The organism is Pseudoalteromonas sp. SCSIO 43201 (assembly GCF_023716725.1).
Taxonomy (GTDB): Bacteria; Pseudomonadota; Gammaproteobacteria; order Enterobacterales; family Alteromonadaceae; genus Pseudoalteromonas; species Pseudoalteromonas peptidolytica.
Genome location: NZ_CP072683.1, coordinates 2,497,375 through 2,523,739, shown reverse-complemented (window position 1 = coordinate 2,523,739; position 26,365 = coordinate 2,497,375). Strand labels below are relative to the sequence as shown.

21 protein-coding genes are annotated in these 26,365 nt (G+C 43.4%); 19 read left to right on the top strand and 2 right to left on the bottom strand.

Annotated features, from left to right (window positions below; translation table 11 throughout):
* The first annotated feature begins 132 nt into the window (after nt 1-132).
* The 18 genes from tsf to J8Z24_RS10675 all read left to right on the top strand — a co-directional run bounded on the left by tsf (nt 133) and on the right by J8Z24_RS10675 (nt 20,366).
* Nucleotides 133-984 (top strand): translation elongation factor Ts, encoded by an 852-nt coding sequence (tsf, locus tag J8Z24_RS10760; RefSeq protein WP_125253110.1) that lies wholly within the window; start codon nt 133-135, stop codon nt 982-984.
* A gap of 139 nt (nt 985-1,123) precedes the next feature.
* Nucleotides 1,124-1,861 (top strand): UMP kinase, encoded by a 738-nt coding sequence (gene pyrH / locus J8Z24_RS10755; protein ID WP_125253109.1) that lies wholly within the window; start codon nt 1,124-1,126, stop codon nt 1,859-1,861.
* A gap of 127 nt (nt 1,862-1,988) precedes the next feature.
* The gene (frr, locus tag J8Z24_RS10750) at nt 1,989-2,546 is read left to right on the top strand and encodes a ribosome recycling factor (protein ID WP_125253108.1); all 558 of its coding nucleotides are present in this window, start codon (nt 1,989-1,991) and stop codon (nt 2,544-2,546) included.
* A 171-nt stretch (nt 2,547-2,717) separates the two neighbouring features.
* Nucleotides 2,718-3,491, top strand: coding sequence for an undecaprenyl pyrophosphate synthase (gene uppS, locus J8Z24_RS10745; protein ID WP_252094666.1), 774 nt, complete (start codon nt 2,718-2,720; stop codon nt 3,489-3,491).
* Nucleotides 3,492-3,501: 10 nt separating this feature from the next.
* A complete protein-coding gene (locus tag J8Z24_RS10740) occupies nt 3,502-4,368 on the top strand; it encodes a phosphatidate cytidylyltransferase (protein WP_252094665.1) in 867 nt (288 codons plus the stop codon).
* Nucleotides 4,365-5,555 carry a 1-deoxy-D-xylulose-5-phosphate reductoisomerase gene (ispC, locus tag J8Z24_RS10735; RefSeq protein WP_252094664.1) on the top strand — a complete coding sequence of 397 codons (1,191 nt, stop codon included), beginning with the start codon at nt 4,365-4,367 and terminating at the stop codon, nt 5,553-5,555. Before J8Z24_RS10740 ends, ispC begins: the two co-directional genes overlap by 4 nt.
* 2 nt (nt 5,556-5,557) lie before the next feature.
* Nucleotides 5,558-6,910: a sigma E protease regulator RseP gene (gene rseP, locus J8Z24_RS10730; RefSeq protein ID WP_176032707.1), complete on the top strand. Its 1,353-nt coding sequence runs from the start codon at nt 5,558-5,560 to the stop codon at nt 6,908-6,910.
* Nucleotides 6,911-7,076: 166 nt separating this feature from the next.
* Nucleotides 7,077-9,548 carry an outer membrane protein assembly factor BamA gene (gene bamA / locus J8Z24_RS10725; RefSeq protein WP_125253103.1) on the top strand — a complete coding sequence of 824 codons (2,472 nt, stop codon included), beginning with the start codon at nt 7,077-7,079 and terminating at the stop codon, nt 9,546-9,548.
* A gap of 11 nt (nt 9,549-9,559) precedes the next feature.
* Nucleotides 9,560-10,078, top strand: coding sequence for an OmpH/Skp family outer membrane protein (locus J8Z24_RS10720; protein WP_125253102.1), 519 nt, complete (start codon nt 9,560-9,562; stop codon nt 10,076-10,078).
* On the top strand, nt 10,078-11,121 hold the full coding sequence (gene lpxD / locus J8Z24_RS10715; protein ID WP_128731463.1) for a UDP-3-O-(3-hydroxymyristoyl)glucosamine N-acyltransferase: 1,044 nt from the start codon (nt 10,078-10,080) through the stop codon (nt 11,119-11,121). The genes J8Z24_RS10720 and lpxD overlap by 1 nt, the downstream gene beginning before the upstream one ends.
* Before the next feature lie 10 nt (nt 11,122-11,131).
* Nucleotides 11,132-11,584, top strand: a complete 453-nt coding sequence (fabZ, locus tag J8Z24_RS10710) for a 3-hydroxyacyl-ACP dehydratase FabZ (RefSeq protein ID WP_125253100.1) — start codon at nt 11,132-11,134, stop codon at nt 11,582-11,584.
* Nucleotides 11,584-12,357: an acyl-ACP--UDP-N-acetylglucosamine O-acyltransferase gene (lpxA, locus tag J8Z24_RS10705; RefSeq protein ID WP_125253099.1), complete on the top strand. Its 774-nt coding sequence runs from the start codon at nt 11,584-11,586 to the stop codon at nt 12,355-12,357. The genes fabZ and lpxA overlap by 1 nt, the downstream gene beginning before the upstream one ends.
* Before the next feature lie 72 nt (nt 12,358-12,429).
* Complete coding sequence (lpxB, locus tag J8Z24_RS10700; RefSeq protein WP_176032705.1) at nt 12,430-13,584, top strand: lipid-A-disaccharide synthase; 1,155 nt, start codon at nt 12,430-12,432, stop codon at nt 13,582-13,584.
* A complete protein-coding gene (gene rnhB, locus J8Z24_RS10695) occupies nt 13,574-14,167 on the top strand; it encodes a ribonuclease HII (protein WP_125253097.1) in 594 nt (197 codons plus the stop codon). Before lpxB ends, rnhB begins: the two co-directional genes overlap by 11 nt.
* Nucleotides 14,168-14,169: 2 nt before the next feature.
* Entirely contained in the window at nt 14,170-17,661 is a 3,492-nt protein-coding gene (gene dnaE, locus J8Z24_RS10690) for a DNA polymerase III subunit alpha (RefSeq protein WP_252094663.1), read from the top strand.
* A 16-nt stretch (nt 17,662-17,677) separates the two neighbouring features.
* Complete coding sequence (accA, locus tag J8Z24_RS10685) at nt 17,678-18,634, top strand: acetyl-CoA carboxylase carboxyl transferase subunit alpha (RefSeq protein ID WP_125253095.1); 957 nt, start codon at nt 17,678-17,680, stop codon at nt 18,632-18,634.
* A 90-nt stretch (nt 18,635-18,724) separates the two neighbouring features.
* A complete protein-coding gene (tilS, locus tag J8Z24_RS10680; RefSeq protein WP_252094662.1) occupies nt 18,725-20,044 on the top strand; it encodes a tRNA lysidine(34) synthetase TilS in 1,320 nt (439 codons plus the stop codon).
* Nucleotides 20,016-20,366, top strand: coding sequence for a hypothetical protein (locus tag J8Z24_RS10675; protein ID WP_252094661.1), 351 nt, complete (start codon nt 20,016-20,018; stop codon nt 20,364-20,366). Before tilS ends, J8Z24_RS10675 begins: the two co-directional genes overlap by 29 nt.
* Nucleotides 20,367-20,400: 34 nt before the next feature.
* Here the strand turns inward: J8Z24_RS10675 and J8Z24_RS10670 are convergent, their stop codons facing one another.
* The gene (locus J8Z24_RS10670; protein WP_128731468.1) at nt 20,401-21,297 is read right to left on the bottom strand and encodes a GGDEF domain-containing protein; all 897 of its coding nucleotides are present in this window, start codon (nt 21,295-21,297) and stop codon (nt 20,401-20,403) included.
* Nucleotides 21,298-21,449: 152 nt separating this feature from the next.
* Here J8Z24_RS10670 and J8Z24_RS10665 point away from each other — a divergent pair, with 152 nt between their 5' ends.
* Complete coding sequence (locus J8Z24_RS10665; protein WP_252094660.1) at nt 21,450-23,420, top strand: monovalent cation:proton antiporter family protein; 1,971 nt, start codon at nt 21,450-21,452, stop codon at nt 23,418-23,420.
* An 840-nt stretch (nt 23,421-24,260) separates the two neighbouring features.
* Here the strand turns inward: J8Z24_RS10665 and J8Z24_RS10660 are convergent.
* Nucleotides 24,261-26,348, bottom strand: coding sequence for a winged helix-turn-helix domain-containing protein (locus J8Z24_RS10660; RefSeq protein WP_252094659.1), 2,088 nt, complete (start codon nt 26,346-26,348; stop codon nt 24,261-24,263).
* Between the last annotated feature and the right edge of the window lie 17 nt (nt 26,349-26,365).

Here is a 26,365-nt window from a genome sequence, read left to right as displayed (position 1 = left end):
CGTTGTTTGCCAAGCAGACCTTGAAAGATAACGGATTTTTATCAAATTGAGGCGTGCTGTACTTGATTTGATATTCAGCCAACTTAAAGGTTGGTTTTATCAAGAACTGAATTCAGATTTGAGGATATTCTAATGGCTGTAACTGCTGCCCTAGTAAAAGAACTTCGTGAGCGCACTGGCGCTGGTATGATGGATTGTAAAAAAGCACTAACTGAAACTAACGGTGATATCGATCTAGCTATCGAAAACATGCGTAAAAGTGGTGCTGCAAAAGCTGCTAAAAAAGCAGGTAACATCGCTGCTGAAGGTACTATCATCATCAAGCAAAGCGAAGGCGTTGCTGCACTGGTTGAAGTTAACTGTCAAACTGACTTCGTAGCAAAAGATGCAAGCTTCCTAGGTTTTGCTAATGAAGTTGCTGACGCTGCACTAGCTGAAAAGCTAGACATCGAAGCGCTTAAAGCTAAGTTCGAAGAAACGCGTGTTGCACTAGTTGCTAAAATTGGTGAGAACATGAACATCCGCCGTGTTGAATTCATCGAAGGTGCAAAGTTAGTTGCTTACCGTCACGGTGAGCGCATCGGTGTTGTTGTTGCAGGTGAAGCTGACGAAGAAACACTTAAGCACGTTGCTATGCACGTAGCTGCGTCTAAGCCTGACTACCTAAACCCAGAAGATGTACCGGCTGAAGTAGTTGAAAAAGAAAAAGCGGTTCAAGTTGAAATCGCAATGAACGAAGGCAAGCCAGCTGAAATCGCTGAAAAAATGGTTGTTGGTCGTATGAAGAAGTTCACTGGTGAGATCTCTCTTACTGGTCAAGCTTTCATCATGGAACCTAAGAAATCAGTAGGTGACTACCTTAAAGAGAAGAGTGCATCTGTTTCTTCATTCATTCGCCTAGAAGTAGGTGAAGGTATCGAGAAGAAAGAAGAAGACTTCGCAGCTGAAGTTGCAGCACAAATCGCTGCGGCGAAAGGCGAGTAATCACCAACGGTGATGCCTAATGACGTAAAAGCTGACATTAGCTTTGCGTCATTGCTGAAAATTCTCTAAAATAACCGCGCATTTATGTCTAGCATAAGCGCGGTTATTTTTTACCTCACTTTTAATTGGCCCGGATATTATGACTATCAATAAAAAACCTGTTTTTAGACGCGTTCTTTTAAAGCTTAGTGGTGAAGCTTTAATGGGAGATGAAGGCTTTGGTATTGATCCAAAAGTTTTGGATCGTATGGCACAAGAAATCAAAGAGTTAGTAGAGCTCGACGTAGAAGTGGGTTTGGTTATCGGTGGCGGTAACTTCTTACGTGGTGGTTCACTTGCTGAAGCGGGCATGAACCGTGTTGTTGGCGATCACATGGGAATGCTAGCAACGGTTATGAATGGGCTTGCGATGCGTGATGCGCTACATCGTGCTTTTGTAAATGCACGCCTGATGTCTGCTATTCCATTAAATGGCGTGTGTGATGCTTACAACTGGGCTGAAGCAATCAGCTTGTTAAAGTCTGGCCGTGTGGTTATTTTCTCTGCAGGTACGGGCAACCCATTCTTTACAACCGACTCGGCTGCATGTTTGCGTGGTATCGAAATTGAAGCTGATACGGTAATTAAGGCTACCAAAGTTGAAGGTGTATTTAGCGACGATCCGGTGAAAAATCCAGAGGCAACGTTATACCGCACGTTGACGTATAACGAAGTTATCGACAAAGAATTGAAAGTGATGGATTTAGCCGCTTTTACATTGGCACGTGACCACAATATGCCAATTAGCGTATTCAACATGAACAAACCAGGTGCATTGAAAAATGTCATCATGGGTGAAGAAGAGGGGACGCTGATCTCTTCTCAGGCTGCAGAATAATCTAACGTCGATTTTGGCAACGCATAGTTTAGATGACGGAGTCTAATTAACCGACGTGAAGGTGAAGTAGCGAATCTCTAAATTGCGAGTATAATCTGGCATAACAAGAACAGACTAGGAAAGTATTGTGATCGAAGATATTAAAAAAGACGCTCAAGAGCGCATGAAAAAAAGTGTGGCAGCCCTTGCAAGCCAGCTTTCTAAAATTCGTACGGGTCGTGCACACCCTGCGCTATTAGATGGTATTTCTGTTTCTTACTACGGTGCGGATACACCATTAAACCAAGTAGCAAATGTAACCACAGAGGACTCTCGTACACTGGCTATCAGTGTGTTTGACAAGTCTCTAGCTCAAGCTGTAGAAAAGGCAATTTTATCGTCTGATTTAGGTTTGAACCCAATGTCTGCTGGTACTGTTATTCGTGTTCCGCTTCCTCCACTTACTGAAGAACGTCGTAAAGATCTGATCAAGATCGTACGTGGTGAAGTCGAAGGTGGTCGTGTTGCTGTTCGTAATATCCGTCGCGATGCTAACGGTGATGTAAAGTCTTTACTAAAAGACAAAGAAATCTCGGAAGATGAAGCACGCCAAGCTGAAGATGAAATTCAAAAGTTAACAGATAAGTTCATCAAAGAAATGGATACACAGCTAAGTGCTAAAGAAGCTGAGCTAATGGAAATCTAAGCGTCTTTTGCCTAGCAGGTGTGTACAGAGTTCATTAAAACAAAGTAGAAAAATCTGTTTTGTTTCTGAGCAGTTAGCGCATTTTTGCCTAGGTACAAGGACAAATTTATTAGGTTTGAAGCGCCGCCTAGGGTATACTAGGCGGCGTTTTTTTTCACTAAAATTGGAATTATGGTTTTAAAAGCAGAGGTTATTTCTCAGCAGTCACTGCCAAAACATGTTGCGATAATAATGGATGGCAACGGTCGTTGGGCTCAAGCTCGTAGGCGCCCTCGTGCCTTTGGGCATAAAAAGGGTGTGGACTCTGTCCGAAGTGCTGTGCAATTCTGTTCCAAACTGGGTATAGAGTCTTTGACACTATTTGCATTCAGTAGTGAGAACTGGCGTAGGCCAGAAGACGAAGTAAGCACATTGATGGAGCTATTCATTTATGTGCTGTCTAAAGAAGTTAAAAAATTACATAAGAACAACGTAAAGCTAACCATTATTGGCGATCTTTCTCGTTTTCCAGACGCGCTACAGCAGCGAGTTCATGAAGCTCAAACATTGACCCAAAACAATACTGGGCTTAACTTAAACATTGCTGCAAATTACGGTGGGCGTTGGGATATCACACAAGCTGCACAACAACTCGCTCAGCAAGTCGCCTCGGGTGAATTGCAAGCCAGCGATATAACCGAAGATGCACTCACCAAGCAAATGACTATGTCTGAGCAAGCAAGTCTTGATTTGTTGATCAGAACGGGAGGTGACTTCCGCATTAGTAACTTTTTGCTTTGGCAAGCAGCGTATGCTGAACTCTATTTTACCGACACGCTATGGCCTGATTTTGACGAGCAAGCATTCTCTGAAGCCATTGCTTGTTACGTGTCTAGAGAGCGACGCTTCGGATGTACGGGAGAGCAAATTAAGCAACTCCTTGCAGAGAAAGACGCAACAAGTTAAGGGTTCAAATTTGTTAAAACAACGCATTTTAACGTCAGCTGTGCTTGCACCTCTGGCACTACTTTTGGTGTTTTATACGCCGTTGGCAATGTTTAGTACCATTGCCGCACTTATCGTTTTACTGGGTGCATGGGAGTGGTCAGCGCTTGCTGGTCTGTGTCAAAAGCGTCAGCGAATTGCTTTTGTAGGTGTCATGGCTGTATTAATACTAGTGCTTAATAGCCATTGGCCGATACAAGAGTTATGGCAACAAGGGCGCTTAGTTGCAGATGCAAATTACGTTTTTACGTTAGCGTTTGCATGGTGGCTAGTCGCAACTTTCTTGGTGGTAAAGTACCCTCGTGCTGCGAGAGCTTGGAACGAAGGTATTATGATGCGTTCAATCGCGGGAGTATTAACATTGATCCCGCTTTGGCTGGCGCTGAATGTGATGCGAAGTGCGGGATACCAAGAAGGCGAGCATATTGGCTCGGTGCTCATTATGGTCGTACTAGGGATTGTTTGGAGTGCCGATATTGGTGCTTACTTTGCTGGCAAAAACTTGGGCAAGCATAAGCTTATGCCCAAAGTCAGCCCAAACAAAACCATTGAAGGCTTAGCTGGCGGCTTGGTTACCGCTGTGGTATTTGTATTGATTTTCTGCCATTTTGCAGCGATTGATATGAATATGTGGCCGATATATGCGGTCATGACAGTGGTTATTGCACTTTTTTCCGCGGTAGGTGATTTACTAGAAAGCATGTTCAAACGTGAAGTTGGCCTTAAAGACTCTGGTCGTTGCTTGCCAGGCCATGGTGGCATTTTAGATCGCATAGACAGTCTTACTGCCGCAGCGCCGATTTTTGCATTTTGCTACGCGTGGACGGTTGTACTATGAATCAACAAAGCTTGGTCGTACTTGGTGCAACAGGCTCCATTGGACTATCAACACTCGATGTTGTGAGTAGAAATGCACATCAGTATCGCGTTTTTGCCTTAGTTGCTGGTCAAAATGTTGAGAAAATGACAGAGCTTTGTTTAGCATATCAACCACGCTATGCAGTAATGAATTCTGAGCTGGCCGCTCAACAGCTTGCTCAACACTTAGCTCATACAGCTACCGAGGTGCTCAGTGGTGTTAGCGCGATGGCAGATATGGCGCGACATGATGATGTTGATATTGTGATGTCCGCTATCGTCGGTGCAGCGGGTTTACTACCTACCCTAGCGGCGGTTGAAGCAGGCAAAAAGGTCCTGCTTGCAAACAAAGAATCTTTGGTTATGAGTGGTCAGCTATTTATGGATAAAGTAAAAGCGCATGGCGCGACTTTGCTCCCTATAGACAGCGAACATAATGCCATCTACCAATGTTTACCAAACTCAATACAAACAGGGCAAAGCAACACCCTTCACGAAAGTGGTGTGAGTAAAATCTTATTAACCGGGTCCGGTGGACCATTCTTGCAGCGGTCATTAGAGACGCTACCGAATGTTACTGTTGAAGAAGCTGTAGCCCATCCAAACTGGTCTATGGGTCGAAAAATCTCTGTTGATTCAGCAACTATGATGAACAAAGGGCTTGAGTTTATTGAAGCTAAATGGCTCTTTAATTGTTCTGCGGATGATATTGACGTGGTGATCCATCCTCAGAGTATGATCCATTCTATGGTGCAATATCGTGATGGTTCTGTTATTGCACAGATGGGGCAACCTGATATGCGTACACCCATTGCCTATGGGTTGGCATACCCAGAGCGAATTGATGCGGGCGTTGAGCCTTTGGACTTTTCACAAATAGTTGATTTCACTTTCACAAAACCAGACTTTGAACGTTATCCAAATTTGCGATTAGCAATTGATGCTTGTCGTAGTGGTCAAGCTGCGACAACGACGATTAACGCTGCTAATGAAGTAGCGGTCGCAGCCTTTTTAGATAAACAAATAGGCTTTTGTGACATCTACCGAGTGAACGCCTTAACACTTGAGCAAACCACGCTTGGCGTATTAGAATCCGTTGAGTCTATTATGGAAGCAGACCAAGCTGCACGTTATCGAGCTAAGCAAATCATTACAACATTGAGGTAACTATGTTTGAATTTTTCTGGCACTTAGGTTCATTTATTCTTGCTCTAGGGATTTTAGTTACGGTGCATGAATATGGCCATTTTTGGGTTGCCAGAAAAGCCGGTGTTAAAGTTCTACGATTTTCTATTGGTTTTGGAAAGCCTTTGCTTAAGTGGTATGACAAACACCAAACTGAATATGTCATCGCAGTAATTCCACTGGGCGGCTATGTCAAAATGCTCGATGAGCGTGTTGATGATGTCGCAGAGCAGGAAAAGCACTTAGCTTTCAACAATAAGCCGGTCTTGTCACGTATTGCTGTGGTAGCAGCAGGTCCAATCGCTAACTTTTTATTTGCCATCATCGCATTGGCAGCCATGTACATGATTGGAGTGCAGTCAGCTAAACCCGTCGTAGGTGCCATCACACCAGCAAGTATCGCCGCAAAAGCGGGGTTTAGATCTGGCGACCAAATCATTGCACTTAACGACGAGTTAGTACATTCATGGCAAGATGTTACCTTTGAACTGATGGCACATCTCGGTGAACCTAGCTTAGTTGCAAAAGTACAAGATGAAAAAGGTAGCTTGGCAATACGCACATTAGCCTTGTCCAACTGGAAGCTAGATAAACAAGATGAAGCGCCGTTAACGTCAGTTGGTATATCGCCATATCGGCCACCACTAACATTGCAGTTGGGTTACATCGAACAGGGTGCCGCTGCAGATAAAGCCGGTTTTAAGGTACAAGACACCGTCGTTGCAATTAACGGTGAACAGTTAGAGACCTGGCAGCAGCTGGTGAGTCGGGTGCAAAAATCTGCCAATCAGTCATTGGTTGTCGATATTCTAAGAGATGGTCAGACTCAAACCTTAACTGTTATTCCACAAGCAAAAACATCTCCCGATGGTATTGTCCAAGGTTATCTTGGTGTAGTGCCCGTGATGGAAAAATGGCCGGATGGGTATATTGAAACTAGACAATACGGCATTCTAGATAGTATGGTGCTTGGCATTCGTAAAACTTACGATCTCATTGCCCTTAGTTTTGATATGATTGGTAACTTACTAACCGGTCAAGTCTCAGTTAAAAACTTAAGTGGGCCGGTGGGGATCGCGGTAAGCGCTGGAAATAGCGTTAGTTACGGATTAGTAGCATTTTTAGGCTTCTTGGCGCTTATTAGCGTTAACTTAGGGGTTTTTAACTTATTACCGCTCCCTGTCTTAGATGGTGGGCATTTAATGTATTACTTAATTGAACTAATTCGTAGAAAACCAGTCTCTGAAAAGACACAAGAGTTTGGGTTTAAGATAGGAGCTGCGCTTCTGCTTGCCTTAACGTTTTTTGCACTATTTAATGACGTTTCCCGGCTTTAAGCCGTGCGGTGCTAAAAAGCGCACATAACATACAGTTTAAATGTTTGCAGGTTTGGTTAAACATACAACGGAAAACACAATACACAAGCTGTAACGTTTGAATGTTGTGATGTAATGGGCCTTAGCGTATCGCGCCAAAATTGTTGTAAAGGATAAAGATAATAAAATGCCTATAAAAAAACACATTGCAGTAACCAGTTTACTGGGCGCTAGTTTTGCTGCCTTAGGGCAAAACTCCTTTATCGTAGAAGATTTAAAAGTAGAAGGGTTGCAGCGTGTAGCATTAGGTGCTGCATTAACACACATTCCGATCAACGTTGGTGACAATATTGATCAGTTTACGATTTCACGCACAATCAAGGCGCTGTACAAATCAGGGCATTTTGACAACATCGCGGTATTTCGTGATGGCAACCAAATTATCTTTAAAGTCAAAGAGCGTCCTACAATCAGCTCTATTGAGTTTGATGGTAACAAAGACATTAAAGATGAACAGCTCAACGAAAGCTTAGAACAGCAAAACATTCGCCAAGGTGAGCCGTTAGACAAGACAGTGCTTGATAGCATCGAAAAAGGTCTCACAGAGTTTTTCCACAGTATTGGTAAGTACAATGCGAAAGTGGAAGTCAGTATTGTTGAGTTACCTCGCAACCGTGTAAAGTTGAAGCTTAAATTCGAAGAAGGTGATGCCGCGTCTGTACGTCAAATCAACCTTGTTGGTAATGAGCTGTTTTCAGATGAAGAGTTACTTAATCTCATTGAGTCACAACAAGACTTACCTTGGTGGCGCTTTTTATCTAATGACCGTTATCAGAAGCAAACCATTGAAGGTGACTTAGAAAAAATCCGCAGCTACTACCTAGACCGTGGTTATTTGCGCTTTAATATTGACTCGACACAAGTTTCAGTAAGTCCAGAGCGTGAGTCGGTATACGTTACCGCGAATATCACTGAAGGTGAAAAATATACTGTCAAAGGGTTTGACTTTATTGGTGACTTACTAGGGCGTGAAGATCTGATTAAAGAAATCGTGCCACTGCGTGCCGGTGAGCTTTACAATGGCTCGGTAGTGACCGCAACGGAAGATTTTATTAAGAGCTATCTTGCGCGCTTCGGTTATGCCAATGCGGAAGTTCGCACCGTGCCAGAAATTAACGATGAAGATAAAGAAGTACAATTAACGTTGTCTGTCGACCCTGGCAAGCGAGTATATGTACGTCGCATTGTAGTAAACGGTAACCAAAATACTGCGGATGAAGTACTTCGTCGTGAAATGACTCAGCTAGAAGGTGCTTGGCTTTCTAATCAAAACCTTGAACGCTCTAAATTACAAATACAACGCTTGCCATATATGGAAACGGTTGAGTTTGAAGTTAAGCCAATTCCGGGTGTAGAAGACCAAGTCGATGTTGACTTTACCGTAAAAGAGCAGCCTGCGGGTAGCTTCCAAGCCGGTGTTGCGTATGGCTCCTATGCGGGTCTGCAATTTAACATTGGTGTTAGTGAATCAAACTTCCTTGGCTCTGGTAATCAAGTGGCGTTCAATATCAACACGTCACGTGGCTCTGAGCGTTATAGCGTTTCCTACACAGATCCATACTTTACGCCAGATGGTGTGTCACAAGGTAGTAGTATTTTCTACAGTAAGTTTGACGCCAGTGAGTTTGGTATCGTCGACTATAAATCAACGAGCTATGGTTTAGGTACTAATTTTGGTTTCCCTATCAATGCCATAAACCGTGTTAATTTTGGTATTCGTTGGATAGAAGAAAGCCTATCGCAAATTTCAGACTTTGAGCAAACTCGAGTACTACGTGAAAGCTTCTTAAACGAAAGTGACCCAGATGCTGATTATGACTTTACGAAATATGAGCTAAGTGCCGGTTGGTCACGAGTTACGGTTAACCGTGGTATGTTCCCAACCGCCGGTTCTCGCCAAAGTGTGAATCTAAGTGTGACTACACCAAATTCGGATCTTAACTTCTTTAAGATCAACTATGATTCTCGCTTTTACTGGCCAATTAGTAACGACCACCGCTGGGTATTCTCAGCAAGAGCAGGCTTAGGCTATGGTAATGGTTATGGCGAAACCAATGGTTTTGAACAAGTATTACCATTCCAGGAATTCTTCCGTATTTCTGAACAAGAATTACGCGGTTTTGATCGTAATACTATTTTACCTAGAGCGGTTCAGCGTGCGCCTAAATGTCTACCAGGTACAGCTAAACCAGACGGTAGTGCTGGTAGCTGTATCGGTGCTGATCCTGAGTTCGACACGTTATCTTTAGGTGGCCGTATTGGTGGTAATGCCAAAGCGCTTGCAGGGCTTGAGCTAATTGTGCCAACGCCATTCTTAGATGAAGAAAACACCAGTTCAGTAAGAACCAGCTTCTTTGTTGATGCGGCCAACGTTTGGGATACCGAATTTGATGTAGACCGCTACAACAACTTGACGGAAGATCAATACAAATTACTTTCTGATTTCTCTGATCCAACGAGGTTCAGAGTGTCAACGGGTCTATCGATTCAGTGGATCTCACCAATGGGACCTATGCTGATCAGTTTCGCCTACCCGCTTAAAAAAGAAGAAGAAGACGATACGAAGACGATCAGCTTCAACATCAGTAATACATTCTAAGGAGTTTTATTGTGAAAAAATTTATCAAATCATCAACACTAGCGATGACAGCAGCACTTATGATGGGTGCATCAGGTAGTGCGTTTGCACATAAAGTTGGAGTTGTAGATATGCAAGAAGTGTATAAACAAATTCCACAGATGGCGAAAATTGAGCAAACACTTCAAGCTGAATTTGCTGAGCGTCGTCAAGAGCTTGAAAAAATTCAAGGTGACATTCGTTTTGAAGCAGAAAAGTTCAAGCGTGAGTCAACAACGATGAGCGAAGAGCAAAAAGAAGCGCTACGCGAAAAAATTCAAGGGATGCAGAAAACACTGGCTGAAAAAGGTCGTCCGTTAGAGCAAGAAATTAAAGTTCGTCAGAACCAAGAGCTTGCAAAAGTACAGAAGCTAATTGTAGATGCAATTGAGTCTGTTGCTAAAAAAGGTAAGTTTGACGAAGTTAAAGTAAAAGATACGACAATTTACTTTAATCCTGATAAAGTAGCCGACCTTTCTGATGAAGTGGTAAAAGCGGTTAGCAGCAAGTAATGACAAAACTTTACACCTTATCTCAACTAGCTGAGTCCTTAGGTGCTCAGCTACAGGGTGATGGCGATAAACCAATTAGGAATATTGCCACCTTGGCGATGGCGCAAGAAGACCAAATCGCATTCTTAGCCAATAGTAAGTACCGTAGTCAGCTCGATAGTACAGCTGCTGGTGCCGTGATCCTGAGCGAAAAGGATGCGGAATATTTCTCCGGTAACAAACTTATTATTGCGGATCCCTATGTTGCATATGCAAAGCTGGCGCAAAAGTTAGATTCTACGCCACGCTCGGCAGATGGTATTCATGATTCAGCCATTATTTCAGCTACAGCAACCCTAGGCAAAGATGTCAGTGTGGGTGCAAATGCTGTTATTGAAGATGGTGCAGTGATTGGTGATGGTGTTGAGATAGGGCCTGGTTGTTTTATTGGTAAATATACCAAAATAGGCACAAGGACTAAACTCTGGGCGAACGTAACCGTCTATCATGAGGTTCAGATTGGTGAAGATTGCTTATTCCAATCTGGTTCTGTTATCGGAAGTGATGGCTTCGGCTACGCAAACGAAAAAGGCGAGTGGGTTAAAATTCCACAAGTTGGCACAGTAATTATAGGTGACCGCGTTGAAGTTGGTGCAAGCACCTCTATAGATAGAGGGGCACTTGAAGATACCATCATCCACAGCAATGTTATTTTAGATAACCAAATTCAGATTGCTCACAATGTTGAGGTCGGTTATGGCACGGCAATAGCTGGCTGCACGGTACTTGCGGGTAGTGTAAAAATCGGCAAATACTGTCAGATAGGTGGTATGTCAGCGATAAACGGCCACAATGAGGTCTGTGATGGTGTTGTTATTACCGGTATGAGTATGGTGACCAAAAGCATTACGCAGCCTGGGATCTACTCTTCTGGTTTGCCTCACCAAACGAATAAAGAGTGGCGTAAGTCGATTGCACACTTACGCAATTTATCTGACTTTAAGTCGCGTCTGAAGGCACTTGAGTTGCTAACAGCACAGCTTAAAGATACTGATGTAGAATAAGGAAGCTATTTTGGCTAACGAATTAAACAGCTTTGATATCCAAGAGATTTTAAAACTTCTTCCACACCGTTATCCCATGTTATTGGTTGATAAGGTGGTGGACTATAAACCGGGTGAGCATCTTCATGCGATTAAAAATGTGACCATCAATGAACCTATTTTCACCGGTCACTTCCCAGAGCAGCCTATTTTTCCTGGAGTACTGATCCTAGAAGCAATGGCACAAGCGACGGGCTTACTTGGTTTTAAAACTGTCGAGAATCGCAGTGAAAATGAACTATACTTATTTGCAGCGATCGACAATGCACGTTTTAAACAGCCAGTACTTCCTGGCGATACAATGCATTTGCACGTTAATTTTGTAAAAGAACGCCGTAATATCTGGAAGTTTAGTGCTGAGGCTAGAGTTGAAGGTAACATCGTGTGCTCAGCTGAAATCATGTGTGCTAGAAGAGAGTTTTAATGTCTATTCATCCTACCGCAATTATCGAGTCAGGCGCGCGTTTAGGCGAAAATGTATCCGTAGGTCCTTATAGTTACATTGGCAACGATGTTGTCATCGGTGATAACTGTAAAATTGAATCACATGTTGTGATTAAAGGGCCATCTGAGATTGGTTCAGGTAACCACATTTTCCAATTCGCGTCAGTAGGGGAAGCCTGCCAAGATAAAAAGTACAAGGATGAACCAACCAAGCTGATCATTGGTGATAATAACGTTATTCGCGAGTGCGCCACGATTCACCGTGGCACAATCCAAGATGAAGGGATCACCAAAATCGGCAGTAACAACTTATTCATGGCCTACACTCACGTAGCTCATGATGCTGTAATTGGCAGTAATGTTATTTTTGCCAATAATGCCAGTGTGGCAGGGCATGTGCATATTGGTGACTGGGTTATCTTAGCTGGTAATTCAGGGGTGCATCAATTTTGTAAAGTAGGGTCACATGCTTTTGTTGGTATGTACTCTGGCGTTAATCAAGATGTCCCACCTTTTGTCACAACCACAGGCACGCCAGCGAGACCTGTTGCGATTAATACTGAAGGTTTAAAACGTCGTGGTTTTGAGTCAGATGAAATTATGGCTACTCGACGCGCTTATAAAACGTTATTCCGTAAAGGTTTGCGCCTAGAAGATGCGCTAGAAGCTTTAAAAGAAGAAGCTTCACAGTTCTCAGCCGTACAGCAAATGATTGACTTTATTGCGACCTCTAACCGTGGCTTGATCCGCTAAACTTGAACCGCAATAAGAGTTATACTTACGCCATACAAATTGTATGGCGTTTTTTTATACTGAAAGACAATAATGGCTAACGAAAAAAACATTACCATTGGCGTGGTTGCAGGGGAATTATCAGGCGATATACTCGGCGCAGGCCTTATTAATGCTCTAAAAGTTCATTACCCCAACGCTCGATTTGTGGGCATTGGCGGACCTAAGATGCAACAAGCAGGATGCAACAGTCTATTCGATATGGATGAATTAGCGGTCATGGGGCTAGTCGAGGTACTTGGTCGCTTACCTCGTCTGCTAAAAATCAAAAAGCAATTGGTGAATTATTTCATCGATAATCCACCTGATGTATTTATAGGTATTGATGCTCCAGACTTTAACCTTAGAGTTGAAAAGCCATTAAAAGCCGCTGGGATAAAAACCATTCAATATGTAAGCCCTAGTGTTTGGGCGTGGCGTCAAAAGCGTATTCACAAGATCGCTGAAGCGACTAACCTAGTGCTCTCCCTGTTGCCTTTTGAAAAAGCCTTTTACGACAAACATGAAGTACCTTGTACATTCGTAGGCCATACGCTGGCGGATGAGATCCCTCTTGAACCGGATACCGAAGGTGCAAGGGCGCAGCTACATATCAGCCCTGACGATACAGTATTGGCTTTACTGCCTGGAAGTCGTGGCTCGGAAGTGGGATTATTAAGTCGTACTTATCTTGCAACGGCAAAAAAATTAGTTGATAAAATTCCCAATTTAAAAATAGTTGTGCCACTGGTAAATGAAAAGCGCAAAGCGCAGTTCTTAGATGCGCTGCAAGAAGTCGCACCAGAGCTTAATCCAATTATGCTAGATGGTCAGTCTGCATTGGCGATGCAAGCGGCTGATACCGTTTTATTGGCGTCAGGCACAGCGACACTAGAAGCGATGCTCTATAAAAAACCTATGGTTGTAGGCTATAAACTAAATCCGAAGAGCTACTGGATATTTAATACCTTTTTTACCTTTAATATCAAATACTTTGCTTTGCCAAATCTACTAGCCGATGCGCCGCTCGTGCCGGAGTTTTTGCAGGCAGAATGTAACCCTGATGCGCTTGCTGATGCACTGTTTCCGATGTTAAAAGGTGATAACAGCAAACTTATTAGAAAATTTTACGAAATACACGAAAACATACGCTTAGATGCCAGCAAGCAAGCGGCTCAAGCAGTGATGGAGTTAATAGATGCAAATTGAACGTCCTGATGTGCAGTATATTGCAGGCGTTGACGAAGTCGGGCGCGGCCCATTAGTGGGCGACGTTGTGACAGCAGCCGTTATTTTAGATCCAAATAAGCCGATTGCGGGTTTGACTGACTCTAAGAAATTGTCAGAAAAAAAACGCATCGCATTGGCACAAGAAATAAAAGAAAAAGCGCTGTGCTACCATATTGCCAGAGCAACGGTTGCCGAAATCGATGAGCTAAATATTCTCCATGCAACCATGTTGGCGATGACTCGAGCGGTGGAAGGCTTGGAAGTTCAGCCTCAGCATGTATTTGTAGATGGTAATCGATTGCCCAAATTGAATGTTGCAGCGACCGCAGTGGTCAAAGGTGATAGCCTTGTGGCGGAAATTAGTGCAGCTTCTATCTTGGCGAAAGTGACTCGAGACAACGAGATGTTAGCACTGGATGCTGAATATCCTGAGTTTGGTTTTGCAGGCCATAAAGGCTATCCGACGAAAGCCCACTTTGCTGCGCTTGAAGCACATGGGGTAACACCCCATCATCGCACAAGCTTTAAGCCTGTGCAGCGCATCATAGCTGGGAAGGAGTAAGTATGCCAGCCCCGCAGTTTGTCCATTTACGTGTACACAGTGATTTTTCAATGGTGGATGGCCTAGCCAAGACTAAGCCGATTGTTGCAAGAGCTGAAGAGCTTGAAATGCCAGCCCTGGCCATTACCGATCAAATGAATTTATGTGGTTTGGTACGCTTTTATGGTGGCGCACATGGGGCTGGGATCAAACCAATCATCGGAGCGGATTTTTGGTTGAAGTCAGATCAGTTTCCTGATGAGCCTAGCAGGATCTTAGTGCTAGCTAAAAACAACCAAGGATATAAAAACCTTACCTTACTCATTTCGGACGCCTATCTTCGTGGTCACGTATTTCACCGTCCGGTTATTGATAAAGCGTGGTTAGCAAAATATAAAGAAGGCTTGATCTTGATCTCAGGTGCCAAAGACGGTGACTTGGGAAAAGCCATCTTAAAAGGCAATCCGAAACTTATTGAAGAAACACTCGAATTTTACGAAACACACTTTCCCGATCATTTTTATATCGAGTTACAACGTACCTCCAGAGCACAAGAAGAAGAATATCTCCATAGCGCTGTAGAGCTTGCAGCGGCAAGAAACTTACCGGTTGTAGCGACTAATGAAGTGGTGTTTCTCCACGAAAAAGATTTTGATGCCCATGAAATCCGAGTGGCTATTCATGATGGCTACACATTAGAGGATAAAAATAGACCTAAGCGCTTTTCCAAAGAGCAGTATCTAAAAACGTCTGAACAAATGCAGGCGCTTTTTAGCGATATACCCGAAGCGCTCGAAAATACGGTTGAGATCGCCAAGCGATGTAACGTTACCGTACAACTTGGTACGTATTTCTTACCTGACTATCCAACCGGCGATCTAGCCATTGAAGACTTCTTGGTAAAAGTGTCGCGCGATGGTCTAGAAGAGCGATTACAGTTCTTATTTCCTGAAGAAGACGAACGTAAAGAAAAACGCGGTGAGTACGATGAGCGCTTGCAAATTGAGCTAGACGTTATCAACCAAATGGGATTTCCTGGTTATTTCTTAATCGTAATGGAGTTCATTCAGTGGAGTAAAGATAACGGTATACCTGTAGGCCCGGGTCGTGGTTCTGGTGCGGGCTCTTTGGTCGCTTATGCGCTGAAGATCACTGACCTTGATCCGCTTGAGTTTGATCTGCTATTCGAACGATTCCTCAACCCAGAACGGGTATCTATGCCTGACTTCGACGTCGACTTTTGTATGGATAGGCGCGATGAGGTAATCGATCACGTTGCAAAACTCTATGGCCGTGACGCAGTATCTCAGATCATTACCTTTGGTACTATGGCGGCAAAAGCCGTGATCCGTGATGTTGGCCGTGTACTCGGGCATCCCTATGGCTTTGTAGATAGGATTTCTAAGCTGGTACCGGGTGACCCTGGTATGACCTTGGCAAAAGCGTTTGATGTTGAGCCACGTTTACCTGAAGCGTATGACAGTGATGAGGAAGTTAAAGAGCTAATTGATAAATGTCGTATTCTTGAAGGTTGTACGCGTAATGCCGGTAAACATGCCGGTGGTGTTGTTATCTCGCCTACGACGATCACCGATTTTGCGGCACTGTATTGTGACGAAGAGGGTAAGTTTCCGGTTACTCAGTTTGACAAGAACGATGTAGAGACCGCAGGCCTTGTTAAGTTCGACTTCTTAGGATTGAGAACGCTGACTATTTTACAGTGGGCGCTCGATATGGCAAATGAGCGTTTAGCCAGAGAGAACCGCGAACCCGTTGACATTGCAGCAATCCCTTTAGACGATCCGGCAAGCTTTAATGTACTACTCGATGCCCAAACTACGGCGGTCTTCCAGCTAGAATCTCGCGGAATGAAAGACCTCATTCGCCGCTTAAAACCTGACTGTTTTGAAGACATGATCGCATTGGTTGCGTTATTCCGCCCAGGTCCACTGCAATCGGGAATGGTAGATAACTTTATCGACCGTAAGCATGGTCGAGAGGAAGTCTCTTATCCTGACGCACAATATCAACATGATAGTTTACAACCTATTCTAGAGCCGACTTACGGGATCATCCTGTACCAAGAGCAGGTTATGCAGATTGCACAAGTACTTGCAGGTTATAGTTTGGGTGGCGCTGACTTACTACGTCGCGCAATGGGTAAGAAAAAACCCGAAGAAATGGCAAAACAGCGTGCAACGTTCGAAGATGGTGCCAAAAATAATGGTGTTGATGGCGAACTGGCCATGAAGATCTTCGATTTGGTAGAGAAGTTTGCAGGTTATGGTTTTAACAAATCACACTCTGCTGCTTATGCCTTAGTGTCGTATCAAACGCTGTGGATGAAGACCCACTTTCCTGCAGAATTTATGGCCGCAGTAATGTCCGCCGATATGGATAACACTGACAAAATTGTTACCTTGGTGGATGAATGCGAAAACATGAAGTTGACGCTACTACCACCAGATGTCAATGCCGGAGTTTACAAGTTTACGGTCAATCTTAAAGGTGAGATAGTTTATGGAATTGGCGCCATAAAAGGTGTCGGTGAGGGACCGGTAGAGGCAATTCTTGAAGCGCGTGAAGCAGGTGGTGAATTTAAAGATTTATTTGATTTCTGTGCTCGCGTGGATTTAAAACGTCTTAATAAACGTGTAATTGAAAAACTCATTTATGCAGGCGCGCTCGATAAACTGGGGCCAGATAGAGATCAACCTGGACGTGCGACTTTACTGGCAAGCCTACAAGATGCAATGAAGTCTGCTGAGCAGCATCACAAAGCTGAATCGCTAGGACAAAGTGACTTGTTCGGGTTATTGGCTGTCGAACCCGATGAAGTAGAGCAGGCCTTTATTAAAGCGACGCCACTGAGTGATAAAGAGTGGCTGCATGGCGAAAAAGAAACGCTGGGCCTTTACCTTACTGGTCACCCCATTAACCAGTATCGTAAAGAATTAAAATACTATACCTCTGGTAAGTTGGTTGACTTGCAACCGGGTAATCGTGATACGGTAGCTACCGCAGCAGGATTAGTTATTAATGCACGTACGCTAATAAATAAAAAAGGTGCGCGCTGGGGACTTATCACTTTAGATGACAAAAGTGCCCGAATTGATGTACGCTTATTTCCTGAACAGTTTGAAATGTACCAAGAATTGCTGCAAATTAACCAAATCTTGGTAATATCTGGACAGGTCAGCTTTGATAACTTCTCTGGTGGCATTACAATGACCGCAAGAGAAGTCTCTACCATTGCTCAAGCGCGAGAAAAACGCATTAGTGCAATAAAAATGACGCTAAATATGGCTCAAATTGACGCGAACTTCTTTGATAATTTCAAAAAAGTACTAGAACCATATAAATTTGGAACATGTCCAGTAATCATAAAATATCAGCGTCCTGATGCATTAGCAGAGTTAACATTAGGAACACAATGGTGTGTGACGCCCAGTGATGAACTTTTAACTCGTTTGTCACTGTTGGCGGCGCAAGAATTAGAATTAGAATTTAACTAAACAGGTAGTTTAGAGCATGAGCCTCAATTATCTTGAATTTGAACTTCCAATTGCAGAATTGGAAGCAAAGATCAAAGAATTACAAAACGTTAGCCGTTCGGGTGACTTAGATCTTAGCCTTGAAGAAGAGATCAGCCGCCTAAAAGACAAGAATGTCGAGTTGACCAAGAAAATTTTTGATGACTTGGGTGCATGGCAGGTGTCGCAGTTAGCACGCCATCCGCTTCGTCCATATACTCGCGATTATATCGAACGCATTTTTACCGAGTTTGACGAATTTGCAGGTGACCGCACATTTGCCAATGATCCAGCTATTTTAGGTGGTGTGGCACGGTTAGACGGTAAACCCGTGATGATCATTGGCCAGCAAAAAGGCCGTGATACCGCTGAGAAAATTAAGCGTAACTTTGGCATGCCAAAGCCAGAAGGTTACCGTAAAGCACTGCGCCTTATGGAAATGGCTGAGCGCTTTAAAATGCCAATCATTACTTTTATTGATACTCCGGGAGCATACCCAGGTGTTGGTGCTGAAGAGCGTGGTCAAAGCGAAGCTATCGCACGCAACCTTAAAGTAATGGCTGCACTAAAAGTACCGACTATTTGTACGGTAATTGGTGAAGGCGGCTCGGGTGGTGCATTGGCTATCGGTGTCGGTGACAGAGTAAACATGTTGCAGTACAGCACATACTCAGTTATATCACCAGAAGGGTGTGCTTCTATACTATGGAAGAGCGCAGAAAAAGCATCGTTGGCAGCAGAGGCTATGGGTGTATCTGCATCTCGCGTTAAAGAATTAGACTTGATTAATAACATCATCGAGGAGCCACTAGGTGGCGCACATCGCAATTATGATGCGATGGCGAAAAACCTTAAGGCACAGCTAAAGCGTGACCTTGCGGATCTTGAAGCGTTAAGCTCAGAAGAGATGCTCGATCAGCGATACAAGCGTTTGATGTCGTTCGGATATTGTTAGTACAAATTGAGTTGTGTATTGATAAGCAACTGGATTTAAGATAAAAAGCCGCTATTAAGCGGTTTTTTTATTGGGGTTATGGCTGAGGATATGAGAAATAGCCACGTGTACCATCAGGTGCAGCGAAATCTGGAGCAATTTATTGCTACTTCGCCAGGGCTTTGTGTAGCTTTATCTGGTGGCGTAGACTCCGTGGTGTTGCTGCACCTTTGTAAGCTTTATGCAGATAAGCATGGTCTTGCTCTACAAGCTGTGTATGTTAATCATGGGTTATCTGAACATGCTCAAAAGTGGCAGCACTTTTGCCAGTCACTATGCCATTCGTTGGCTGTGCCGTTTACTGCTAAATCTGTCTCTATTACCCAAAAAAGCCGTACTAGTTTGGAAGCTCAAGCCCGCGATGCTCGCTACCAAGCATTAGATGAAGCCGCGCAGCCGGAATATATTCTCGTGTTAGGCCAACATGCTGATGATCAGGTTGAGACGTTTTTGCTGCGATTAAAACGCGGCTCAGGTTTATTGGGTTTAGGTGCAATGAAGCCATACACTCAGCTTAAAAGTGGACGAGCGTGTATGCGGCCTTTACTCAATACGACACGGGATGAAATCGAGGCATTCGCCCAGCAGTTTGGCCTTAGCCACATTGATGATGAGTCTAACAAAGATGATGTATTTGATCGTAACTTTCTACGTAATCAAGTTATTCCGTTGTTGAAGTCGAGATTTAATGGTTTTGTTGCTAGTGTGCTGCGAACTGTTGAGATTTTACAAAGTCAGCAAGCTATCATAGATGAAATAAGCGCAGAAGATTTAAAAAAATGTCAGCACCAAAACACATTAGACATTACTTCTTTGTCTCAATTATCGCCGGCGCGGCGAGATAACGTCATACGCCGGTGGCTGGCACATCAGAATGTTGATATGCCTAGTCAAAAGCAGCTAGATCAAATAGTGCAGCAGGCGTTTTCAGCAAAGCAAGATAACCAACTAAAAATCGCGCTTTCACAAGGTGCTGTGCGTAGCTATCGAGGCGCTCTACATTGGGTTACACCGGTTAAAAAGAAGCAAGATATCGTTATTGCAGATCACAGTGTACTCAATGAACATAGTCACCCTCTAGCGATGATGTCAGGTAATGGCTGTCGGTTACCATTGTCAGATGAGGTAGTCAGCGTTCGTTATGGTAGGTTAAAAGATAAAATTAGGCCAAAGGGCAAGCCTGGCTCAAACACATTAAAGCATTGGCTAAAAGACCTACGTATCCCAAGCTGGACGCGTGAATCTATCGCGGTAATTTATTACAATGATACACCGGTTGCAGTAGTCGATTTGTTTGTTAATGCTGAATACGCTGACAACGATGGAATTAATTGGATAATAAATGATGACAGAAAATCTGAAAATAGGTAGACAGCTTGCAAGAAAAGCGCCTTACGCTTTGGCAATCACATTCATTATTTTTGCCCTACTGTTTGTATTTGGTGAAGTAGTGTGGATGAATCAAGTGTTTGCATCAGCTTCAGGGGTGATGAGCGTAGTTTTTTTATTGCTTTACTGGCATGAGAAAGGTGGTCTTTACTTTATTCTCGGCTTACTGTCGCCTTTATTTGCAGTCGTATTTTCGACACTACCCGACTTCCTTGCATTGGCGTGGGTTGTGAATGGGTTTTTTAATGGAGCTGCTTTCACTTTAACCGCTTATCTGTATGTAGATAAAGACGCTCAGCGCTAGTGATAACGCTGAGCAAAAGGGGAAAGCGTGTTGTTTATACTGCGCGTGCGCAGTTTCGTCCGGCGGCTTTAGCGCGGTAAAGCCCGCTATCGGAACGCGCAAATATATTGTCGGCATTGTCATGGCTTGATGCTAAGGTAAAGCCAATACTTGTCGTTACAGTGTATTTAGCCAACATCGTCGACTTTCTGACGGCATCCATAATTCTTTCTGCGATCACTTTATTAGTGGTAAACGCAGGATCGTCGATTAAGATGGCAAACTCATCACCACCAAACCTAAACACAGCATCTGTCGCTCGCGTTGAAGTTTGTAAAATACGTGAAAATTCGATCAACACCTCATCACCAGCTTTGTGCCCATAAACGTCGTTGACCTGCTTAAAATTGTCTAAGTCTAAAAGCATCAAACTAAAGTTTCTGTGTTGACGACGACAACGCTCAAGCTTTTCTTCAAGGTTGTCTGTAAATTGGCTACGATTATACAAGCCCGTTAGTGAATCCTTGGTTGCTAATTGTAATACCCTGTTATACATCAAGGCATTACGCATAGGGTAGATTAGGCAAGCATGTAACTTGACCAGTTTGGCTTTAATCGCCTCACTAAAAGGAAACTCACTAAAATATACCAATTGCCCCAAGTGCTCTTTTCCTAGCTCCAAATCAAAGCTATTTGCAGGGTAGTGGCTGTCGCTATTTTTCATCTGAAAAACACCGAGATTACAGTGAAACTGAATACCAGCAATTTTCGATATTTTAGCAACGTGTTCTGCATAGATTGTAAGTAACTCTTCTATGTCCAACGTTGTTTGTAGTTTATCTACTAAGCGAGCGTATTGCTCACCGTTTTGCTTATTATACTGCTCAGAATTGAACGGCAAATAATCGCCTCTGATCGGCAGCCTTTGTGTCAAAATATGGACGTTTTCCATATTTCTTCCCCCTAAATACAACAATACGCATAGACTATGCGAACTTTATGCCAAAAATCTAAACTGGCTTAAAAACAAACGCTTGCTATATTTAATAGGGAGAAAAATAAATCCACTTAAATTTCCCGTCATTTTTTTGCTCAGGAGGTCGATTGCAAAGTATCTTCGCGCAAGTTTTTGCCTTGTTGTTATGTGCTGTTATTTTAGTCTGGTGCTTTAAAAGGATTGGATTGCCGCCTATTTTGGCATACTTACTAACAGGCGTAATCGCGGGTAGTCATGGTATCGGTTGGATGAGTGATAGCCATGAAATTCACTTTATGGCTGAGCTTGGGATCGTATTTTTGCTGTTTAGTTTGGGTCTTGAATTTTCGGTTCCAAAATTAATGGCAATGCGTAACGTGGTTTTTGGTTTAGGTAGTTTACAAGTCATTCTCACAACGGTAATTGGTATGTTAGTGTTGCGCTTTATGCAACATGATTGGGTTGCCGCGTTTGTTATCTCAAGCTTAATCGCACTTTCCTCAACAGCCGTAGTGGTTAAACTATTGAAAGAATTGGGGATGCTTAATGCTCGGCACGGCCAATTGGGGATAGGTATGTTACTGTTTCAAGACATTGCCGTCGTGCCGTTATTGATTGCCTTTCCACTCATTTCTTCAGCAAGTAATTCACAACTGGCGTCAGCATTAGTTTTTGCTTTTGCAAAAGGCGCGATTGTTTGCTTTGTTCTATGGGCTGTTGGTAAGTGGTTGCTACCTAAAATATTCAACGAAATTGCGCTTGTTAGAACGGATGAGTTATTCGTATTGTCAACTTTGGTGGTGGCCTTGTGTGCCGGCGCATTGACCTACTCATTTGGGTTATCTATGGCTCTTGGGGCATTTTTGGCCGGTATGATGCTTGGAGAAAGCCAATACCGTCATCAACTCGAAGCGGAGATACGACCCTTTAGGGATATTCTAATGGGGTTGTTCTTTGTCACTGTTGGGATGCAATTAAACATTCCCTATGTGCTTGACCAATTCATCTACATTGTCGCCGCACTTGCTGCTGTGCTGGTAATTAAAGTATTGGTTATTGCTGCTATTGCGCAGCTCATGGGTGAGCGTAAAAAAGACGCATGGGGAGCGGGTATTTTGATTTGGCAAATGGGTGAGTTTGGATTTGTTTTACTTGCTTTGGCGAGCAAGCACCAACTATTGGCGCAACACGTTGTGTCATTTTTGATTGCGGTAGGTGTTTTATCTATGGCGCTCACTCCTTATCTTATCGGTAAAACGGCACAAATACTTAATATCTTACGTATAGAAAAAGACTGGCAACCAGAAGTGCCCAGTGGTTATAAAACTTCAGATTTAAAAAACCATGTGGTGATATTTGGCTATGCTAGAGTTGGCCAGACCATTGCCCGCTTCTTACGACCAGAGGCCATCCCTTATGTAGCAATTGAGCGTAATCCGCAAATAGTTCAGGATGCTCAGCTTGCCGGAGAGCCAGTTTTATTTGGTCATGCGGCGCAAAAAACGTTACTAAAATCAGCCCATATAGACAAGGCGCGTTTGGTGATCATCACATTTGACGATTTTGAGCAGACACAAGTTATCGTGGATGCGATTCGTCGCCGTACAGAAGAGGTCAAAATTTTAGTACGAATGAAAGATGATAATCATATGGAACAGTTAAAAAGTATGGGAGTAGCGGAGGTTGTACCTGAAAGCTTAGAGGCTAGTTTGATGTTAGTTTCCCACGTTCTTTATATGTCGGGCGTGCCCATGCGCAGGATCTTTCGTCGAGTCAGTCAAGAACGAGAAAACCGTTATCCTTATTTACATGGATTTTTTGCAGGTGAAAGTAGTGACTTACATGAAATGAAAGGAGAGCGGTTAGAGTACCTACATGCGCTAGCACTACCAGACAATGCCTATGCCGTAGATAAGTCGATAGCTGAGCTTGGACTTAGTGGTAAACGTGTCGATATCACCGCACTTAGGCGAGACGGCGAGGAAATTGAACAGCCTGATGAGCATACTGTACTGCGAGTGAACGACGTTTTACTGCTGCGTGGGAAACCCCGGCGCGTTGAAAGGGCTGAGCAATTCTTGCTCGACGGCCTTCCGTAATGATGTTGCATCAGCGTAATACATGGAGTAGGAGCAAGTTTACCTTGCGATCTTGTGTTTTTCTGTTTTCACAGTTCGCTGCATAAAGCGCCTCCTATCACATGGAGTAGGAGCAAGTTTACCTTGCGATCTTGTGTTCTTCTCTTTTCATGGCTCGGCGCATAAAGCGCCTCCTACCACATGGAGTAGGAGCAGGTTTACCCTGCGATCTTGCAGGTTTTTCTGTTTTCACAGCTCGCCGCATAAAGCGTCTCCGACAACATGGAGTAGGAGCAGGTTTACTCTGCGATCTTTCGGGTTTTTCTGTTTTCACAGCTCGCTGCATAAAGCGCCTCTGACAACACGAAGTAGGAGCAAGTTTACCTTGCGATCTTGTGTTTTTTCTGTTTTCACAGTTCGCTGCATAAAGCGCCTCCGACAACATGGAGTAGGTTTACCCTGCGATCTTGCGGGTTTTTCTGTTTTCACAGTTCGCTGCATAAAGCGCCTCTGACAACACGAAGTAGGAGCAAGTTTACCTTGCGATCTTGTGTGTTTCTATTTTCACAGCTCGCCGCATAAAGCGTCTCCTACCACATGGAGTAGGAGCAGGTTTACCCTGCGATCTTGCGGGTTTTTCTGTTTTCACAGTTCGCTTCATAAAGCGCCTCTGACAACACGAAGTAGGAGCAGGTTTACCCTGCGATCTCGTGTTTTTCTGTTTTCATAGCTTGCCACATAAAGCGCCTGCCACTAAACGGAGTAGGAGCAAGTTTACCCTGCGATCTTGTGTTTTTCTATTTTCACAGCTCGCCGCATAAAGCGTCTCTTACTACACGGGTAGGTGCAGGATGCACTGACTTAATTTTGAGCATCTGGCATATTCAAAGATACGATATTTTTTTGCAATAAATGCATTTGGGTGAATAAAAAGGTTTCACCATTAAAGTCCGCCAAATATCGGCTATTACTGGGTATTGTTGTAAGATGTTGATATATCTTTTTATTAAGATGATAAGACCAGAGCTGGTTATTGTTATTTACACCGTACAATATACCGTCATTATAAACGGCAAATGGTTGAGCTAACTGATCGCGAAGCTCACGTAGCTCAGTCGGGAAAGGCGATATGTTTAGGTTAATAAACCAAAAACGCTTACTCATATCTTGATAAATAAAATGTCCATCATCTACTTGTGCAGCCCAAACTACATTTTCAGAAACCACGAGCGAGGCTTCTTTGGTATCTTTGTTAATAATGTAAAGTCCAGCTTGCCCATTTTCTCTTGCTGTGACTAATAACGTTGTTGGCGTCAACCATTGCATAACGGAATCAATAGCAAGAGAATTAGAGATAAAAGTTTTTTCTCCTTCTAAAGACCACAGTGTAAGTCCTTTTTGCGTTGTGCCTGCTATCTCATTCCCCGTAGGAGACCAAGCAATTCGCTTGCTAATGTTGTCATGCTGTGAGTTGGTCAGTTGCGAAACACTTTGACTATTGTAAAGCCATATTTGTCTTGAACCCGTGCGTGTAGATGTAAAGGCAATATGATCACCATGAGGCTGAAACTGCGGGTTGTCTTCTCCCATTATTGTCCTAGCAACCTTTTTTGTTATAGCGGTTTGGTGATTTCGTATTTGGGCAAGACTTAAGGTAAAAATATCAGTATCAGCGTGTATCTGCGTTGCTAAAATATGTCTTCCGTCAGCTGAAAAGGCAGCTCCTCTTAGATTTTTTCTACCTCCAGTATCAAGCGTAACCATTTTCCCGCTGGTTTCTAGTCTATAAAGTCCGTTGGTCGTCGAAGCCAGCAAGTACTCGCCGCTTGGATGAAAACTGATGTCAATCGGTTGCAATGGCGACAGCTCGTACGGGAGCGCAATTTTTGCAGTGCTCGTTGTTGCTTTATCTGGACTGTATATAGTCAGATGATGCGAGTTGTGTTCGTCAATACTTACAAGTGCAAAAATATTTTTACTTGCAAGGTAGTCAAGAGTGTAGCTTTTTCCTTTCTGTATATGGTTGATTGTATTGTTTATATTTTCTTTTGGGTTAAAAAGGGAAAGCACCGTTTGTTGAGGGCGCAAATGCGATAAGTAGCTGATTTCCCCATTTTTCATCCAATTTGCACGCCACATAGGTTTTTCTTTACAAGCGATAGCAGTACGTGGTGTTTGTGGTGTGTTGAGTGCAGTCTCAAATTCCAGTGTATTTAGAGACCAGCAAAAGGGGGAGGATTGTTGAGCCTTGCAATGACTGCGCTCGGTAAAAGTCAGTCGCTTTGTGTCAGGTGACCAACTTGGTTTACCGTACACGCCTTGGATAGCGGTTAAACGAAATTCTTTGTGCGAGGTTAAATTTTTTACCCAAAGTTGACTGTGACAATTATCGCTAAAGCGCTGAAAAGCAATCCATTTACCATCTGGTGAATAGCTGGCATTAGCATCCCATGCGTCACTTGTGGTTATCGGGGTAAAGTGAGGTTGACTAGGTATTTGTGGGCTGAGTTTGAGTTTAGCTATAAAGGTAGAGGTAAAAGCCACAATCAATACCATGAGCGCCGCTACAGCAAATTTTGCAGCGCGCGTACGGTTTTTTCGAACCACTTTACGGGCGACAGGTTTATTAGCTATTGACGTAACGGGTACCTCTAAACTATAGCCTTTTTTGCTGTGCGTTTTTATAAACTCTAAGTCACTATCAGCATATTTGAATACTTGGCGAACTTGGAAAATGCAGCGCTGTAATGTATTTAGAGAAACAACTCTGTTGTGCCAAACGGTGTTAAGCAGTTGCTCAAAGCTCACCACTTCTCCTGGTTGCTTTGCTAACTCACAGAGTACTGCTATTGCTTTTGGGGGGAGGGTATATGCCTGTTGGTCAATAACAATATGATTGCGAGATACATCCACAAGGTGATCTGCAATCAAAAACTGCTTTAATTCCATTTCAAAATTCTTTTTTC